Origin of the sequence: Caulobacter vibrioides, from assembly GCF_002310375.3 — a bacterium.
In the GTDB taxonomy this organism is placed as follows: Bacteria; Pseudomonadota; Alphaproteobacteria; order Caulobacterales; family Caulobacteraceae; genus Caulobacter; species Caulobacter vibrioides_D.
This window is the reverse complement of the sequence record NZ_CP023315.3, coordinates 952,996-970,945: the sequence shown is the minus strand read 5'-3', so window position 1 is coordinate 970,945 and position 17,950 is coordinate 952,996. Positions and strand designations below refer to the sequence as shown.

The following is a 17,950-nucleotide window of genomic DNA, read 5'->3' as shown; positions in this document are numbered from 1 at the left end:
TCCCTCTCCTACCCCCGTCCACCAATCAAACTGACCGCCGACGCTCAAGCCACTTTTCGACATCGCGCCTGAGCGCCAGGGATTGCCCGCCGCCGCGCCGTCCTTGCTCAAGACCCGACCTCCCAGCCCCCAGCCTTCTCGTCCGCAGCCAGATCGTCTTGCGCGGCTTGGCGGTTCATGGGCTGCTCCCCGCCGCAACAGGCCAATCAGAGAATCCCGATGCCCCTCGCGCCCAGCCGCCGCCATCTGCTCTCCGTCGCGACCCTTGGCGCGCCAGCCCTTCTCGCCGGCGGCGCGCGCGCCAGCGCGACCAGCGCCCCCGCCCTGACCCCGAACTCGATCCCCGTCGCCGATCTGCACCGGCAGTTCGACGTCGAGCCCGGCTACCACAACCTCGAGGCCGGCTATTGGAGCATGATGCCCCGCGTGGTGGCGCAGGCCTTTGCGGAGAACACCGCGATGGTGAACCGCGCCAACGCCATCTGGGCCCGCAATGTCATGCCGGGCGGCGAGGGCTGGACCGGCGCCTTCCGCGCGGCGCAGGCCGCGATCGCCCGGCTGGTCGGCTGCGGCGCCGACGAGATCGCCATCGCCCGCAGCGGCGCCGACGCCCTGCAGATGCTGATCACCAACTACAAGCCGCTGAAGGCCGGCGACGGCGTGATCTGCTGCGATCTCGACTACGACACCATGATCGCCGCCATGCGCTGGCTGGGGACGCACAAGGGCGCCAAGGTCGTCGAGTTCGCCATGCCCGAGCCCGCGACCACCGCCAACATCCTAGCGGCCTACGAGGATGTTCTGAAGCGGACGCCAGAGGCCAAGCTGCTGCTGGTCACGCAGGTGTCCAACAAGACCGGCCTCGTCACGCCGGTGCGCGAGATCGTGGCCATGGCCCGCGCGCGCGGTGTGGACACCATCGTCGACGCCGCCCACGGCGTGGCCTGCCTGGATTTCCAGCTGGAGGATCTTGGCGCCGATTTCGTCGGCTGGTCGGTGCACAAGTGGACCTCAGCGCCGCTCGGCACGGGCGCGATGTATGTCCGCAAGAGCCGCATGGCCGATATCGACGTCGCTTTCGGCAATCGGAGCTTTTCGGAGGCCGACATCAACGCCCGCATCCCCTCGGGCACGGTGAACTTCGCCGCCGTCATGACGATCCCCACGGCGGTCGACTTCCATTTCGCGGTCGGCGGCGCGGCCAAGGAGCGGCATATGCGGGGCCTGCGCGATCGCTGGGTCCATGCTGTGAGCGAGGTTGCGAACGTCGAGATCTGCGTTCCCGACGATCCGGCCCGCTATTGCGCGATCACCAGCTTCCGCCTGAAAGGCATGACGACGGACGAGGCGGCGCGCCGGGTGCAGAAGCGCCTGTTCGACGCCCACCGCATCCACACGATCTGGCGCGGCGGGGTGCGCAACGGCCCCGTGATCCGGGTCACCCCGGGATTCTTCAGCACGCCGGCCGATGTCGACGCCCTGGCCAAGGCCTTGCGGGCCGAGCACGCGATGCTGCTGTAAACATGAAACGGCCGCCGGATGACTCCGGCGGCCGCTGTATCCGTCATAGCTTGGCGTTCAGCGCTTGATCGCGTCGCCGATCTTGTCCTGGACCTGGCCGACCTTGTTCTGGACGTCGCCCTTGGCCTTCTGAACCGCGCCCTCGGCTTGCAGCTTCTCGTTGCCGGTCGCCTTGCCGACGGCTTCCTTGGCCGCGCCCATGCCCTTGTCGATAGCGCCTTCAATGCGATTGGTGCTCATGGCTGGTTCCTCTGCGTTGCTGTCTGCGTCGCGGAAGAAACGGGAGCGGCCCCTCTGGGGTTCCATCAGCGGTTGGCGGCGGTCGGCGTGGGGGCTTGGAGACGGCGGCAATCGCGCCAGGCGCGGGCGCCGGAGGCTGGGACGTCTGCTCTGGGGTCGCGGGCGGTCCGGGCGTCTGGTCGATCATCGCCAAGGTCTCGCGGATGAACTTGGCGTGGGTGACGATGCCGATCTCCAGCCGCTCGCCCGAAAGCTCGACCTGCTGGGTCAGGACGCCGGCGATGAACTGGACGTCCTGACTATCGTTCGCGCCAGGGCGGCGGCGGGCGGCCTGCGCCATGAACACCGGTCCGCCCGAGTTTCCCGGGAACACCGCGAAGTCCAGCAGAAAGGTCGGGAAGTCGGTCGACGGGGTGAGCGGATAGGAGGCCACCCGCCCAGACCGCAGGATCGGGAAGCCCGCCGGATTGGCCGAAAGCCCTCGTGGAAAGCCCAGCGCCATCATCTCGTCGCCAGGGCCCAGATTGAAGGCGCTGAAGGTGTCGTCCTTGGCCAGGTAGTTCAGCGGGATGGCCGCGCGGACAAACTCCTCGGGCGCCTCGACCACCATGGCCGCGACATCGCGGGTCGGATGCTTCACCCAGAGCGGATGATCCCCCTCGCGGATCTTCAGGGCCTCGGGATCATAGCGCCAGACGCTGTCGGAGCCCTGCACGCGGTAGCCGATACGCGCCGTCATCGACGGCATCTGCTCGAAGACATGGGCGGCGGTGATGAGGATGACGCGCGGCTTGCCGTCCGGCGCGGCGTCGGCGATCAGAAAGCCGGTGCCGACGGTGCGCGATCCGTTCGCCAGCGGTTGCTCCAGCTGGACCGTGGCCTTGATCAGGTCGACGGAGAGGTCCACCGCCATGACGCCCCCTCCCTGCGACACGCTACAGGCGTACTAGCCCAACGCTTGAGCGAGTTTGACCACTGCTCATTCGCGCCGCAAGCTGTCGTTGCGCCGCATGTCCGCGTTATTCAGGGTTACGGGGGATTTTTCTCATGGATCGACGTCAGATGATGACGGGAGCCGCCGCTGCGCTTACCTCCTCCTCCACGCTCTTGTCTGGAACAGCTTTCGGATCCCCCATGACCGCCGACAACGCCGCCCGCCCTAAGCCGCCGGTGGCCAAGAAGATTCCGAAGACCATCACCCAGCTGGGCCGCACGCGGACCGACGACTACGCCTGGATGAAGGACGACAACTGGCAGAAAGTCCTGCGCGATCCCAGCCTGATCAAGGCCGACGTCAAGGAACACCTGACCGAAGAGAACGCCTACACCAAGGCCATGCTGGCCCCCACCGAGGCGCTGCAGGCGGCGATGTTCGAGGAGATGAAGGGCCGCATCAAGCAGGACGACGCCAGCGTCCCGGCCAAGGACGGTCCGTTCGAATATTACACCCGCTACGACAAGGGCGCGCAGCATCCGATCCACGCCCGCAAGCCGGTGAGCGGCGGCGCCGAAGAGGTGCTGCTGGACGAGGAAAAGGAATCCAAGGGCAAGGCCTTCTACCAGGTCGGCGCCGCCACCCACTCGCCCGATCACAAGCTCTACGCCTTCGCCGTCGACGAGCAGGGCTCGGAGGTCTACCGCATCCTGGTCAAGGACCTGGCGACCGGCGCGGTGCTGGGCGAGCCGGTGGAAAGCACCACGGGCGACTTCTGCTTCTCGCCCGACGGCCAGTGGCTGTTCTGGACGTTCCGGGACGACAATGGCCGTCCGGCCAAGATCTATCGCCGCCCGATCAAGGGCGCGGCCAAGGACGACGTGCTGATCTATGATGAGCCGGACGAAGGCTTCTTCATCGGCGTCGGCGTCTCCAGCTCCGAGAAGTACGTCGTCATCTCGTGCGGCAACCAGGAGACCAGCGAAGCGCTGCTGATCCCGGCCGCCGATCCGACCGCCAAGCCCATGGTGTTCCACCCCCGCGAGGTGGGGCTGCGCTACGAGGTCGAGCACTGGAACGATCACTGGGTGATCCGCACCAACGCCGACGGCGCCGTCGACTGGAAGCTGGTCACCGCGCCGGAGTCGGCCACCGGCAAGGCCAACTGGAAGGACTGGGTCGCCCACAAGAGCGGCCGCCTGATCTCCGGCACCATGGCCTTCAAAGCGTGGTTCGTACGCCTGGAGAAGGTCGACGCCCTCAACCGCGTCGTCGTCACCGCCAAGGACGGCGCCGAGCACGCCATCGCCTTCGACGAGGCCGCCTACGCCCTGTCGCTGGAAGGCGGCTATGAGTACGACACCGACACGGTGCGCTTCGTCTACAACTCGATGACCACGCCCCGGCAGTGGTTCGACTACGACATGAAGAGCCGCCAGCGGACCCTGCGCAAGACGCAGGAAATCCCGTCGGGTCACGATCCGTCGAAGTACGAGACCCGTCGCCTGAACGCCAAGGCCGCCGACGGCGCCGAGGTGCCGATCTTCGTGCTGATGAAGAAGGGCACCAAGCTGGACGGCTCGGCCCCGCTGCTGCTGTACGGCTATGGCAGCTACGGCATCTCGATGGAGCCGAACTTCTCGATCCGTAACTTCAGCCTGGTGGATCGCGGCTGGATCTGGGCCACGGCCTGCCCGCGCGGCGGCTCGGAAAAGGGCTGGAGCTGGTTCCTGGACGGCAAGAAGTTCAAGAAGAAGAACACCTTCACCGACTTCATCGCCTGCGCCGAGCACCTGCACGCGGCCGGCTATGGCAAGCCCGCCAACACCGTGGCCTATGGCGGCTCGGCCGGCGGCCTCCTGATGGGCGCGATCACCAACATGCGGCCCGACCTCTTCACCGGCATCATCGCCGCGGTGCCGTTCGTCGACGTGGTCAACACCATGAGCGACACCACCCTGCCCCTGACCCCGCCGGAGTGGCCCGAATGGGGCAATCCGCTGGAGGACAAGGAAGCCTACGACTACATCGCCAGCTATTCGCCGTACGACAATATCGGGGCCAAGCCCTATCCGGCGGTCCTGGCCACCGGGGGCCTGTCCGATCCGCGCGTCACCTACTGGGAGCCGCAGAAGTGGGTCGCCAAGCTGCGGCCCGCGACCACCAGCGGCAATCCGGTGCTGCTGAAGATCAACATGGAGGCCGGTCACGGCGGCGCCTCGGGCCGCTTTGATTTCCTCAAGGAGATCGCGCTGGACTACGCCTTCGCGGTCTGGGCCGTCGAGAAGGGCTGGACGAAGGCGTGAGCGTGACGTTCGAAATCCTCCCCCCAGCGGGGGAGGTGTCCGCAGTGCGGACGGAGGGGGAAGTTGGGCCGGAATCGCTGCCCTCTCCGGCCCTGCGGGCCACCTCTCCCACGGGGAGAGGATTTTAGATGACCGTCATGATCCGCCCCTCCACCGACGCCGACATCCCGGCCATCACGGCCATCTACGGCTGGAACGTGCTGAACGGTCTGGGCACCTTCGAGGAGATCCCGCCCGACGCGGCCGAGATGGCGCGCCGGCGGCAGGGCTTCCTCGAGCGCGGCCTGCCCTATCTGGTCGCCGAGCTGCACGGCAAGGTCGTGGGCTATTGCTACGCCGGTCCGTTCCGGCTGCGCGCGGCCTATCGCTACACCGTCGAGGACAGCGTCTATGTCTCGCCCGAGGCGGTCGGCGCGGGGGTCGGCAAGGCCCTGCTGTCGGCCCTGATCACCGCCTGCGAGGATTTGGGGGTGCGACAAATGTGCGCAGTCATCGGCGACAGCGGCAACACCGCCTCCATCGGCCTGCACGCCGCCCTTGGCTTTGAAAAGAAAGGCGTTTTCCCGGATATGGGCCACAAGTTCGGCCGCTGGGTGGACCTTGTCTGGATGCAGCGCCCCCTGAATGGCGGGGGAAACACCCCCCCGGACACGCCTGGGATGAGCCTGAGCGGCGTCTAGCCAGCGCTGTCAAATCAGCCCTTAACTCGTCTGAGCGTACGGTGTTCGCGTAACGGACGATTGGGACTTGGGGTTGGCGCCTTCTGGCACGCAGGATCCGCGGCTTTTCAAGACCGCGCTGACCCAGGCCTATGGGCCCATTGCGGCCGGCTATCTGATCGCCGCAGCGGCCTACAACTTCCTGATCGCTGTCGCTCACCCCTTCTATGAAACCGGTTTGGCGTTGGTGGTGCTGGAGGGGCTGACCGCCGCGACCGCGTTGCACGCCTTCTGCGCCTGGCTGGTGGTGCGTCGCGGTCGGACCGTCGGCGTCGCGCTAGAATGGCTGGTTCTGGGGATGAACGCGCTCTTCCTGAGCCACGTGACGGCCTACCATCTGTTCCATCTGGAACCCCAGAAGCTGGTCTACTTCGTGCTGCTGGCCCTGGTGTTCGCCACCTCGGCGCCCAGCCGGCGCGTGGCCAATATCAGCGTGGCCGGCGCGCTCGCCAGCCTGGCGGTCATGGCCAGCCGCGCCCCCGGCGATACGGTCAATCAGTACCTGTTCATGGGCTTGGCCGGCGCCTTCACGGCGATCGGCATGTCGAGCCTGATGCGCGGCGCGGTCAGTCGCGAGGTGCGCGCGCGACTGGCCAGCCAGGCCCTGAACGACGAGCTGGAGCGCGAGCTGAGCGAAAACCGCCGCCTGCGCACCGAAGCCCAGTCCCTGGCCGTGGCCGCCGAGACCGCCAATCGCGCCAAGACCGAATTCCTGGCCACCATGAGCCACGAGATCCGAACGCCGCTGAACGGCGTGCTGGGCATGGCGCAGATCATGGGCTCGGGCCCGCTGGCGCCGGACCAGCGCCAACGCCTTGAGACGATCAGCGCCTCGGGCCGGTCGCTCTTGGGCCTGATCAACACCATCCTGGACGTCTCGCGGATCGAAGACGGCAAGATGGAAATCATCGCGGCCCCCTTCGACCTTTCCGCCCAGATGGATACGCTTCGGCAGCTGTATGGCGGGCTGGCCCGGGAAAAGGGCCTGGACTTTGTCCTGCAGGTCACGCCGGCCGCCGCCAGTTGGCGACTGGGCGATGTCGAACGTCTGCGCCAGGTGCTTTCCAACCTGATCGCCAATGCGATCAAGTTCACCGACACCGGCGCGGTGCATGTCACCGTCGACGGTGACGACGACAACATCATCGCCCGCGTCGTGGACACCGGCGTCGGGATCCCGGAAGCCTTGCGCGATCGGTTGTTCGTCAAGTTCGCCCAGCTCGACAGTTCGACGACGCGTCGCGTGGGCGGATCGGGCCTTGGGCTGGCGATCTGCAAGGCCCTGGCCGAACTGATGGGCGGCGACATCAAGTTCTCCGCCCCGGCCGAAGGCGGCGCCTGTTTCACCCTGCAGGTTCCGATGGCGCGCGCGGCCGCGCCGTCAACCACCCCCGCCGCGCTCGAAGGCGCGGCCGTGCAGACAAGGTTCGACGCCCCGCCGCGCATCCTGGTGGCCGACGACAATCAGACCAACCGCCTGGTGCTGCTGACCTTGCTCAGTCACCTGGGCGTCCAGGCCCAATCCGCCGTGGATGGCCGCGAGGCGGTGGCGATGTGGCGTCGCGAACATTGGGACGCGATCCTGATGGATATCCACATGCCCGAGATGGACGGCCTGGAGGCCTGCCAGACCATCCGCGCGAGCGAGCACCTGGAGGGTCGATCGCGCACGCCGATCATCGCGGTCACGGCCAGCGTCCTGACGCACGAGCGCTCGCGCTACGTCCACGCCGGCATGGATGACGTGGTGCCCAAGCCGGTGGAGGTCCAGACCCTGATCGCCGCCCTGAGCCAGGCCTTCGCCGGTTCGGACGAGACGCCGCTGGATACGCGCGGCGCGGCCTGACGTCCTCTTTCGATTCGATCAGGATTTCGCGCGGGCCGCGCGCGCGGCGAGCGGGGCTGCTGCGAGCGGACACAAAAAAGGGGACGCCGCCGCGTCCCCTTTTCCGTTTTCGATCCGAGCCGATGATTTCGATCAGGTCGGAAAGGGCTTTCGTGATCAGCCCTTGCGGCCGCGCGGCGCCTTGCCCTTGCGGCCACCCTGGCCCAGGCCCAGGGCCTTGGCCATCTGCGAGCGCGCTTCGCTGTAGGCGGGCGCGGTCGTCGGATAGTCGTTGGGCAGGCCCCACTTGGCCTTGTATTCAGCCACGGTCATGCCGTGGGTGGTCAGGTGGCGCTTCAGCGTCTTGTAGGGCTTGCCGTCCTCGAAGCTGATCAGCGCCTCGGGCGTGATGCTCTTGCGGATCTGGGCCGGCGTAGCCTTGGTCACCACCTCCACCGACGGCGCCGGCGGAGCGCCGATACCGGCCAGCGCGTCGTGCGTCGCCCGGATCAACGCCGGAAGGTCCGACACAGGTGTAGAATTATTGGCCACATAGTTGGCCACGATTTCAGCGGTAAGTTCGATTAGGGTAGCTTTATCTTCCACGATCACAACTCCATTCCCCTTGTATCCGGAATTACACGCTGGCCCCAGAAAAACAAGTAGTTTGAAACTGAAATCAAACTTGGTTCGTGAATTGTTGTAACAATTCCGGCAGGTTTATCGCCAACGACATGGCGAAATTCCAGGCAAATAAAGCGATGAACACCCGGCGATCACGAGCGCTACAACAGCCTCAACCCCGTCGGGTGCGCCTCTATCTCGCAGCCGCGAACTGGACTTGAGGCTACATAACGCTATTCGATGAATACGTCGCAGCCTCGCCGCGCTTGAGATCACAACGACGCAAGCCGCCCCCAAGCGACAGACGACTCAGGAAAAGCCGCCAGGATCGCGGATGTTCGACGTCAGCCGGCCGTCACTCAAGGTCAGGCGACGGCCACATCGCGCTGCGACACCGTCATCATGCGTGCAGATCAGGAAGGTCGCGCCCTCCTCCCGATTGACCTGGCGCATCAGGTCCAGAACGCGATCCGCCGATTCCCGATCCAGGTTCCCGGTCGGTTCGTCGGCGATGATCAGGTCGGGCCGGTTCATCAGGGCGCGCGCGATGGCGACGCGCTGCTTCTGCCCGCCCGAGAGCCGCGCGGCGGGAAAGTCGATCCGGTCTTCCAGACCCACGCGCGCCAGAAGATCGCGCGCCCGCGTGCGCATCGCCCGCGAGATGCCCCCGCCCGGCGCGGCGGCCGGAAAGGCGACGTTCTCCATCGCCGTGAAGTCGGGCAGCAGATGGTGGAACTGGAAGACAAAGCCCAGGCGCTGATTACGGAAGCGCGCGCGCCTCCGCTCGGACAGGTCATCGACCCGCTCGCCGCTGATGCTCAGGGTTCCGGCGGTGGGACGCAGCAGCAGGCCGATGATCGACAACAGGGTCGACTTGCCCGATCCGGACGCCCCGACCATGGCCGCCAGCTCACCCTGGCCCAGCGTCAGGTCGATGCCTTTCAGGACGCGGGTTTCCTCATCGCCGTTATGGAAGACCTTCTCGATCCCCCGCGCTTCGATCACGTTGGTCATTGCTGAATGGCCTCCAGCGGATCGATCTTCGAGGCCGAGCGCGCGGGCAGGATGGAGGCGATCACCGCGCCCAGGGTGGTGAGCACCAGCGCGGCCGCATAGCCGCCCTGGCGGGGGGCGATGGGCAGGATGGATGTGCCGTCGGGCCGGGTGATGCTCTCAAGCCAGACGCACAGGCCATAGCCCGACGCGCAGCCGATCAAGGCTCCGACCAGACCGATCAGAAGCCCCTGCAACAGGAAGACCCAGAGAATGAAACCGCCGGGCACGCCGAACGCCCGCATGATCCCGACCTCACTGCGCCGCCGGTAGGCCGACAGCACAAGCGCGCTGGCCACGCCGATGATGATCGAGATCAGCGAGAAGATCTGGATCATCGTGCCGGTCTGCCCTTGCGCCTTCAGGGCGTCCTCAAGGCCGACATTCTTCTCCTGCCACGGCGTGGCGCGCAGACCCGTCGCCTCGCCCAGAAAGCGGGCCGTGGCGCGGGCGTCCTGGGGATCCTTCAGCTTGACCTCGATATTGGTCACGCCCTCGGGCAGGTCGAACAGCGGCCTTGCGGTCTGCAGCGACAGGAAGGCGACGCGTTCATCCAGACTTTGCAGCCCGGTGCGGAACACGCCCCGGACGGTCAGCTGCCGCTCCACGCCGCGCTCGGTGCGCAGCAGGACCGACTGCCCCGCGCCCAGGCCCAATTCCTCGGCCATGCGGACCCCGATCAACAGACCGTTGGCGCCGAGATCGCCGTCGCCCTCGATGATGTTGGGCGTGATGCGGGAAATGGCGTCGATCCCCTGGGGCTCCACGCCCAGCACCGCCACCGGCGCGACCGCCTCGCTCTTGACCAGGAAGGCGCTGCCGGAAATCTGCGGGCTGATCGCCGACACCTCGGGATTGGCGCGCAGAAGGTCGACCACCATCGGCCAGTCGCGGATCTGCTGGCGCTGGAAGGTCGAGACCAGGGCCACCGACTCGACCGGCAGGTCCGGCCCCGCCAGCACCCGGGCCACGCGCGTGGCCGGCTGCAGGCTGACATGGGCGCTGTTGCCGGTCACCTGATCGGTCAGCCGCACGGCCAGACCCGCGATCAGGGCGGTGATGAAGATGAAGACCGTCACCCCCAGGGCGACCCCCGCGATCAGCAGCAGGGTCTGCGAGGGGTTGGATAACAGGTAGCGCCGGGCGACCTTGAACGCGAACACGGGATCAGCGGTCCGGCTCGGCGGCGACGGGGGTGACCTGGGCGCCCGGCTTCACAGCCGCCGGCTCCAGAACGACCCTGTCCCCCGCCCGCAGGCCGCTTTCGACAATGGCGTTGACCGAGGGCCAACGCGCCACGGTGATCGATCGCGCCCGAACGATGTCGCCGGCGTCGACCACATGGACCTTGGGCGCGGCGGTGGCGTCCAGCACGGCCGCGCGAGGGATCACGATCGCGCCGGGCCGCTGCCTGACGACGATGGTGACATCGACCGAACGCCCCGGGGAAAGGCCCTGATCGCCCTCGGCCGCCAACCGCACCGAACGCCCGCCGGTGCTGGAGTCGATGCGCGGCGAGACCTCGGTCACGCGGGCGGGAAAGATCGTCGAGGACCCCGACAGCGCCGCGCGCGCGACCTGGCCCGGCCGCAGGGCGTCGGCATAGACCTCTTCCACCTCGGCGCGGATCTCGACCCCGGTGGACGAGCCCAGCTCAAACAGCGTCTGGCCCGCCGAAACGACCTGGCCGTTGTCGATCGGCCGGAACAACACCACCCCGGCCATCGGGGCGCGGATGACGAACTCCTGGGCGCGTTCAGCCGAGGCCCGCACCCCGGCGGAGGCCGCCGCGACATTGGCCTGGGCCGTGTCCAGACCAGCCCGGGCGGCGTCCAGCGCGGCCTTGGCCGCGAAGCCCTGATCGTAGAGCGTCTTGACCCGCTGATAGTTGAGCCGCGCCTCGGCGGCGGCGGCCCGCGCCGCCCGCTCGCGCGCCACATCGACCTGTGTCTGCGCCTGCTCCACCGTCGCCAGCACCACGGCGAGCGGATCGCCGGTCGCCACGCGGTCGCCCTCGTCGTGCAACAGGCGCACGATCTGTCCGGAATTGGGCGAGGCGACCTGCACCAGCTCCAGCGGACGCACGCGGCCGACCACGGACAGCGCCTGCTCGATCGTCGTGGGCTTGATCTCCGCAATGGCGACTTCCGGCGGCCGTCGCGACATCACAAACCACGCCGCCACGGCGATCGCCAGGACCGCCGCCGCGAGGAAACCCACAAGCCTCGATGTCGCCCGCATCATGTCTCTTTACCGCAATCGCCCCTGCGACAGGCTGAGGGCGTGCTTCCCCCCACGTCGCGCGACCGCCCTCGCAACCTGCGGGCAGTCCCTGTGCGCCGTACTACGCAGTCGCGCTGGCCGCGGATGCAAGCGCTTAGAGCCTCGCGCGTCAAAACGGGATCGTTTTGACGCGACAACGAGGCTCTAAATCAAAGGCTTAGAGCGTGACTCGCGCCGAAACCGGTTCCCACTTTCGGCGTCACGCTCTAGAGCGCCTGGGTCTATAAAGACTTCGGCATCTAGAGCAATCGATGAGGAGAAGTGGCTGGGGAACTAGGACTCGAACCTAGAATGACGGTACCAAAAACCGCAGTGTTACCATTACACCATTCCCCAGCAGGAACGGCGAGACCCCTCGGGGCCCGGCGAGGCGGTGGAGATAGCTCACGACTCGGACGGATGCAACGACCTTTTCAGAACTTTTTTCAGGCCTCCCGACCAACCTGAAAAAAGGCGCTTGCGCCCTCCGGAACACCCACCTATAAGGCCGGCCTCCAAGTCGGAGTGTGGCTCAGTCTGGTAGAGCACTGCGTTCGGGACGCAGGGGTCGCAGGTTCAAATCCTGCCACTCCGACCATTTCCTCCCCGCCAGCCAGAGGCGGGAAAATCACCTAAGATCAAGGCTTTGAGCGTCGCGAAAGCGATGCTCGCCTTCGCGTCTGGCCTCAAGCGCCATAAAAGCCCCCCAACGTTGCGCGCTCTTCATTTGGTTGCAACCCGAACACCGGTTAGCTTGTCGGTGGTTTCGCAAGCAGGACCTCCGATGAAGCAGTTTTTCCTGACCGTGGCTGGCGTCTTCGTCGGCCTTCTGTTGTTCGTGGTCGGAGTGCCCTTCCTGCTGATCGCGATGGCGGCCGGCGCGGCGCGACCCGCGCCCGTTCCGTCACACGCGGTGCTGCAGCTGGATCTGCGCAACGGCCTTTCCGACCAGGAGCCCAAGAGCCCGTTCGCCGCCTTCGGCAACAGCGGCGGCTCGGTCATTTCGGTCATCGAGACCCTGCGGCGCGCCGAGAAGGACGACAAGGTCAAGGCCATCCTGGTGCGCCTGCCCGAGGGCGGCGTCGCCCCGGCCGCCGCCGACGAGCTACGCCTGGCCTTCAAGCACTTCCGCGAGGTCGGCAAGAAGCCGATCTACGCCCACAGCCAGGGCCTTTATCCCTCCGGCATGGTCACCTCGACCTATATGCTGGGCGCGGCGACCAGCGAGTTCTGGATGCAGCCGGACTCAAGCTTCCAGGCCGTCGGCATCTCGTCGGAGTCGATGTTCTTCAAGCGCTTCTTCGACAAGTACGGCGTCAAGGCCGAGTACGAGCAGCGCTATGAGTACAAGAACGCGGTCAATCCTTATCTCTATAACGACTATACGCCCGCCCACCGGGAATCGACGCTGTCGTGGATGGGTTCGGTCTATCGCACGGCCCTGACCAGCGCCGCGGTCGATCGCAAACAGGATGCGGCCAAGCTGCTGAAGACGCTCGAAGGCGGCCCCTACATCGCCCAGGAAGCCCAGGCCAAGGGGCTGATCGACAAGGTCGGCCAGGTCAGCGACATCCAGGCCTTCGCCCTGGAGAAGGCCGGCAAGGGCGCCAAGCTCATTGATTTCGACGACTACGCCTCGCGCTCGAAGCCGCCCACGGTCAAGAGCGGCCCGGCCATTGCGGTGATCGGCGCCGAGGGCGCGATCGTCACGGGCACGGACGGCGGCGGCTCGCCGTTCGGCGGCGACAGCAATGTCTATTCGGATGACGTCGCCCAGGCCTTCCGCAACGCCACCGAGGACAAGGACGTCAAGGCGATCGTCTTCCGCGTCTCCTCGCCCGGCGGTTCGGATACGGCCTCGGAACAGATCCTGGCGTCCCTGGAGGCGGCCAAGAAGGCCGGCAAGCCGGTCGTGGTCAGCATGGGGACCTACGCGGCCTCGGGCGGCTACTGGATCTCCAGCCAGGCCGACTCGATCATCGCCCAACCCTCGACCCTGACGGGCTCGATCGGCGTCTATGGCGGCAAGTTCGCCATCGGCGACGCCCTGGCCCGCTTCGGTGTCGACACCCGGGACCTGCACGTCGGCGGCGACTATTCGCAGGCCTTCGGTTCGGCCGAAGGCTTCACGCCCGAGCAGCGCGCCAAGTTCGCCGGCTGGATGGACCGCATCTACGCCGGCTTCATCACCCGCGTGGCCGAGGGCCGCAACCTGCCGCCCGCCAAGGTGCGCGAGATCGCCAAGGGCCGCGTCTGGACCGGCGAACAGGCCAAGCAGCTGGGCCTGGTCGACGAGCTGGGCGGCTACTACGAGGCCGTCGAGAAGGCCAAGGCCCTGGCCAAGGTCAAGGGCGACATCCGGATCCAGCACATGCAGGGTGGCAGCTCGCCCTTCGAGGCCTTCGAGAAGTTCCTCGGCGTCTCGGAGACCTCGGCCAAGACCCTGGCGGCCGCCGCCTGGGTGCTGGGCGACCCGCGCTCGCAGGCGATCCTCGACGAAATGGCCAAGGCCCGCATGCGCGCCTCCCCCGGCGGCGCCTCGGTGCTGGCCGACATGCCGGTGCGGTAGGGGACGGTCCCATCCGCTGAACGACGAAGCCGCCCGGTTCGCGCCGGGCGGCTTTTTCGTGGGTGATGGGGCGCGGCTGCTACGCCGAAGAGAGGCCGACGCCGTGCGTCCTTCGAGGCGTGCTTAGGCGCACGCACCTCAGGATGAGGTGTTCAGCAGCCGTGCTCCCCTCATCCTGAGGTGAGAGCCGAAGGCGAGCCTCGAAGGACGCACGGCTGCTGAACACGCCTAGACCTCATCCTTCTCCCCTTGCGGGAGAAGGTGGCCTTCGAAGCAGGTCGGATGAGGGGTTGAAAGCCCTATCCAGAGAGGCCCGCGAGACCCCTCATCCGTCAGCCTTCGGCCGACACCTTCTCCCGCAAGGGGAGAAGGATCCTGGGCCCGGCGAAGGAACGCAGCAGGCGCGGCCTCACCCCGACCAACGCCCAACCTCAAGGCCGTCCAAAAGAAAAGCGCCGGTGCTTTCGCACCGGCGCTCAACTTCAGGGCGGACTGCTCGTTCGATTAGAACGAGTAGCGGGCGCCCAGGTAGAAGCGGCGGGGTTCGACCCAACCGTTGGCTTGCTTGAAGGCGTAGGTGCCGTCGCCGGCCACCAGCTTCTGCACGCTCGTCGCCGACTGCTTGTTCAGGATGTTGAACGCGTCAAGGAAGAACTCGACCTTGCCGCCCAGGCCCGGCACTTCGTGCTGGTAACGCAGGCGCATGTCGAACGTGTAGTAAGCCGGATTCTTCTCGCTGCCGACCAGACCAGGCTTGGTGTAGGTGTCGATGACACCACCAAACAGGTAAGCGTCGTCTTGCGGCGCGAAGTAGCGGTTCGAGACCGGTTCAGCCGGGGTGAACAGCGAGCCGCTGTTCCAGTTGAACACGGCCGAGGCCTGCAGACCGAAGTCAAAGTCGTACGAGCCGTAGGCCTTGAACTGGTGCTTGATGTTACCAGCTTGCGGGCCCCACATGTTCGGCGCGCGCGGATCCACGGCGATCCAGTCGCCTTGGAAGTCGGCGTTGCCGTCCGAGTTGGTGTTACCCTTCGCCCAGTTGCGGGTGTACGACATCTGGCCTTGCCAGTTGCTCGTCTTGTACTTGGTGACCGTCAGTTCGAAGCCCGTGTACTCGCGCTTGCCACCCGCCAGGGTGCCCAGAACGTAGTTGGCGTTCGGAGCCGACGAGAAGCCGAAGTACGAGTACGGCAGGTAGAACGGCGTGCCCGGCGAAGCGTGAGCCAGGGCCGCGCAGGTGGCCACGGTGCAGCTCGGATCCGAGTAGATGGCCAGATCGTAGTCTTCGAAGATGTCCTTCGTGACGCGACGGGTCAGCGAGGTCGACACGCCGATGCTCGAACCGACCGTGGTCGAGCCACCGACCATGAACTCGTCGGTGTAGGGCGTCTTGGTCGCCGGGCCGAAGACCGAGTCCGGAACCACGGCGCCGCCGCGGGTGCGGAAGGTCAGCCACTGGTTGCCGATGTAGATCTGCTCTTCGGTGACCGGGCCGGTCAGGTTACCGGCGAAGTTGGCCATGTCCGAACGGATCGGGTCGTAGTAGCGGCCGTAGAACGCGTAGACCTTGCTGCGGCCGTCGCCCTTGACGTCGTAGACGACGCTGATGCGCGGGGCCAGTTCCCAGTCGAACGTGAACAGCTTGTCGCCGGCCGAGCTGAAGTGGGTCCACTTCTCGGCGCGCAGGCCAGCGGTCACCGTCAGTTGGTTCAGCGTCCAGGTGTCCTGGATGTAGGCGGTCTGCCCTTCGCTCTTGATCGCGTAAGGCGCGTCAACGGTGCGCAGGGCGCGGTAGGCGTTGACCTGGCTGCCCGGGTTGCCCGCGGTGCTCGAGAAGGTCAGGGCGTTGACTTCAGCCGCCGAGATCGTGCCGTCGGCGTTGGTGTCCAGCAGGCCGCGGAAGTAAGCCGCGTTCGGGCTGGCCGACATCGCCGCTTGGATACGGGGGATATCACCGGACGCGAACGGACGGGCGGTCCAGCCCGACGACGCGGTCGTGTAGTCCAGGAAGCTACGGCCCGCGAACGCCGCAGCGATCGAGGTGTAGGTCGCGTTGCCCGGAACGGTCGCGTTGCGCTTGTAGATATTGTCCGTCATCGAGTAGCCACCCTTGAAGGTGTGGCTGCCGTAGTTGGTGTCGAGGTAGTATTCGAGGTTGGCGCCCCACTCTTCCGAGTTGCGGTGCGTTTCGCTGTTGGCGCCAGCGCCACCCAGTTGGCGCTGAGCCTGGGTCGAACCCGGGCCACGGAAGTTGACCGTGTTCGCGACCGACTGGTCGGCGGCCAGCGTCGTCAGCTCGGCCTTGTGGTTGTAGTAGTAGGCGTTGATCAACAGGTCGCCCCAGGTGCGGCTGTAGTCGATCTTGTAGTTGTCGCCGCCCTGCTTGGTGGCCGAGTCGCGGTTGTTCAGCACCGACGAGTCGCGCGAGCCGCTGAGTTCGCCCGGGTCGTTGAAGAACGTACCGGTCAGACGGTCATTGTCGGTGATCTGCCAGGTCGTCTTGAAGAAAGCGTACTTGTCGTCTCGGGTGACGTTACGGCGAACCGCGCCCGTGACCGGATCCAGCACTTCGTCCGAACGGTGCTTCTTCTGGTACGAACCGAAGACCCACAGCTTGTCCTTGATGATCGGGCCGCCGAGGGTGAAGGCGGTGTCATAGGTCTTGAAGCCGCCCGAGGTCGAGTGCTTGTCCTTGGCGACCAGCTTGTCGTTCTGCAGGTAGTAGTTGATCGAGCCGTGCCACTCGTTCGAACCCGACTTGGTGACGACGCGCGACACCAGACCCGAACCGCCCGCCGATTCAGCCGGCAGACCGCCGACCGTGACTTGCTGTTCCTGGATGATTTCCGAGTTGATGTTCGAACCGAAGGTGCCGGTCAGCGGGTCGGTGACGTTGACGCCGTCCAGATAGTAGACGTTGTCGGTCGAGGCGCCGATGGCGCCGCCGACGTCACGGTAGTTGACGCCCGAGCGCGACGAGGGGTTGCCGCCGCTCGAGGGCTTCACGCCCGGAACCAGCTGCAGGTAGCTCTGATAGTTACGGCCGGTGGGCAGCGATTCCACGACGTCCAGCGTCAGGGTGGTGCCGACGGTGGCCGAGGTCACGTCGACGGCGGCCAGCGAGCGGCCGGTCACGACGATCTGCTCGACGGCGTTCTCGTCCGAAGCCAGGGCGTAGCCGACCGACAGGTCCTTACCGGACGTAACCGCGACGTTGCTGGCGTTGAAATCCTTGTAGCCCGACGACACGATCGAGACCGTGTAGTTGGTGGCCGGGTCGAGACCGCTGACGCGGACCTTGCCCTCGGCGTCGGTGGTGCCCGTGCGGGTCACCAGGCTGGACGGCGACTTGACGACCACGGTCGCGCCGGCGACCGGCTGGCCGCTCGAGCCCGTGATGGTCATACGCAGGGCGCCTTGCGACTGCGCGAAGGCCGCGCCGGCGACGACGACGCTGAGCGCCACGCCGAGCGCCAGACGGCTAGCGCCCTTGGAGAGCAGGCGCGCGCGGGCGCTGCTTTTGGTCGAATTCATTCTCTTCAAATCCCCTCTGAACGTGCTGGCAGCGGTTAGACGAACAAGGAGCCCCTCTAGCGACCTTGTCCGAATTCGAGCCGAAACCCGCTGTAGCTCCACCACGAGATCACTTGTGTCCCGGAACAAACTATTCCGGTTGTAAGGACGTTAGGGGGTGCGTCGGGCGAGGGTCAATTGTGATTGCAAAAAAGTAATCATTATCCCCGCCCCCCTGTCGCAAAATCGCCACAGGCCGAACACTTTTCGGAAAATCATTGCTCGATATGGATACGCCGACGTCGAAAGTGGCGTAGCCCCATAACCATCAAATTGTTTTTTCTTAGCTATTTGATGCACAAAGAACGCCATTCGGCGGATCGG

Annotated in this window: 9 protein-coding genes, 2 tRNA genes and 3 pseudogenes; 6 read left to right on the top strand and 8 right to left on the bottom strand. The window is 66.2% G+C overall.

Annotated elements, in window-relative coordinates:
- Positions 1-82 precede the first annotated feature (82 nt).
- Positions 83-1,521, top strand: a pseudogene (locus tag CA606_RS04565) (aminotransferase class V-fold PLP-dependent enzyme).
- Between the two features lie 43 nt (positions 1,522-1,564).
- Here CA606_RS04565 and CA606_RS04560 read toward each other — a convergent pair.
- A pseudogene (locus tag CA606_RS04560) lies at positions 1,565-1,761 on the bottom strand (CsbD family protein).
- A 65-nt stretch (positions 1,762-1,826) separates the two neighbouring features.
- A pseudogene (locus tag CA606_RS04555) lies at positions 1,827-2,737 on the bottom strand (trypsin-like serine peptidase).
- A gap of 71 nt (positions 2,738-2,808) precedes the next feature.
- Here CA606_RS04555 and CA606_RS04550 point away from each other — a divergent pair.
- The 3 genes from CA606_RS04550 to CA606_RS04540 all read left to right on the top strand — a co-directional run bounded on the left by CA606_RS04550 (position 2,809) and on the right by CA606_RS04540 (position 7,566).
- A complete protein-coding gene (locus CA606_RS04550; RefSeq protein WP_096052198.1) occupies positions 2,809-5,001 on the top strand; it encodes a S9 family peptidase in 2,193 nt (730 codons plus the stop codon).
- 128 nt (positions 5,002-5,129) lie between these two features.
- On the top strand, positions 5,130-5,681 hold the full coding sequence (locus tag CA606_RS04545; protein WP_096052199.1) for a GNAT family N-acetyltransferase: 552 nt from the start codon (positions 5,130-5,132) through the stop codon (positions 5,679-5,681).
- Positions 5,682-5,754: 73 nt separating this feature from the next.
- The gene (locus CA606_RS04540) at positions 5,755-7,566 is read left to right on the top strand and encodes an ATP-binding protein (protein ID WP_096052200.1); all 1,812 of its coding nucleotides are present in this window, start codon (positions 5,755-5,757) and stop codon (positions 7,564-7,566) included.
- A 156-nt stretch (positions 7,567-7,722) separates the two neighbouring features.
- On the opposite strand, the gene CA606_RS04535 is transcribed toward CA606_RS04540, so the two are convergent.
- The 5 genes from CA606_RS04535 to CA606_RS04515 form a co-directional block, all read right to left on the bottom strand.
- Positions 7,723-8,151: a MucR family transcriptional regulator gene (locus CA606_RS04535; protein ID WP_096053870.1), complete on the bottom strand. Its 429-nt coding sequence runs from the start codon at positions 8,149-8,151 to the stop codon at positions 7,723-7,725.
- 327 nt (positions 8,152-8,478) lie between these two features.
- A complete protein-coding gene (locus CA606_RS04530) occupies positions 8,479-9,183 on the bottom strand; it encodes an ABC transporter ATP-binding protein (protein ID WP_096052201.1) in 705 nt (234 codons plus the stop codon).
- The gene (locus tag CA606_RS04525; protein WP_096052202.1) at positions 9,180-10,385 is read right to left on the bottom strand and encodes an ABC transporter permease; all 1,206 of its coding nucleotides are present in this window, start codon (positions 10,383-10,385) and stop codon (positions 9,180-9,182) included. Before CA606_RS04525 ends, CA606_RS04530 begins: the two co-directional genes overlap by 4 nt.
- A 4-nt stretch (positions 10,386-10,389) precedes the next feature.
- On the bottom strand, positions 10,390-11,466 hold the full coding sequence (locus tag CA606_RS04520; RefSeq protein WP_096052203.1) for an efflux RND transporter periplasmic adaptor subunit: 1,077 nt from the start codon (positions 11,464-11,466) through the stop codon (positions 10,390-10,392).
- Positions 11,467-11,767: 301 nt separating this feature from the next.
- A tRNA-Gln gene (locus tag CA606_RS04515) sits at positions 11,768-11,841 on the bottom strand.
- A gap of 164 nt (positions 11,842-12,005) precedes the next feature.
- Here CA606_RS04515 and CA606_RS04510 point away from each other — a divergent pair.
- Both CA606_RS04510 and sppA read left to right on the top strand, forming a co-directional pair.
- Positions 12,006-12,082, top strand: a tRNA-Pro gene (locus tag CA606_RS04510).
- A gap of 186 nt (positions 12,083-12,268) precedes the next feature.
- On the top strand, positions 12,269-14,053 hold the full coding sequence (gene sppA / locus CA606_RS04505) for a signal peptide peptidase SppA (protein ID WP_096052204.1): 1,785 nt from the start codon (positions 12,269-12,271) through the stop codon (positions 14,051-14,053).
- A gap of 504 nt (positions 14,054-14,557) precedes the next feature.
- Here sppA and CA606_RS04500 read toward each other — a convergent pair.
- Positions 14,558-17,587 carry a TonB-dependent receptor gene (locus CA606_RS04500; protein WP_096052205.1) on the bottom strand — a complete coding sequence of 1,010 codons (3,030 nt, stop codon included), beginning with the start codon at positions 17,585-17,587 and terminating at the stop codon, positions 14,558-14,560.
- Positions 17,588-17,950 lie beyond the last annotated feature (363 nt).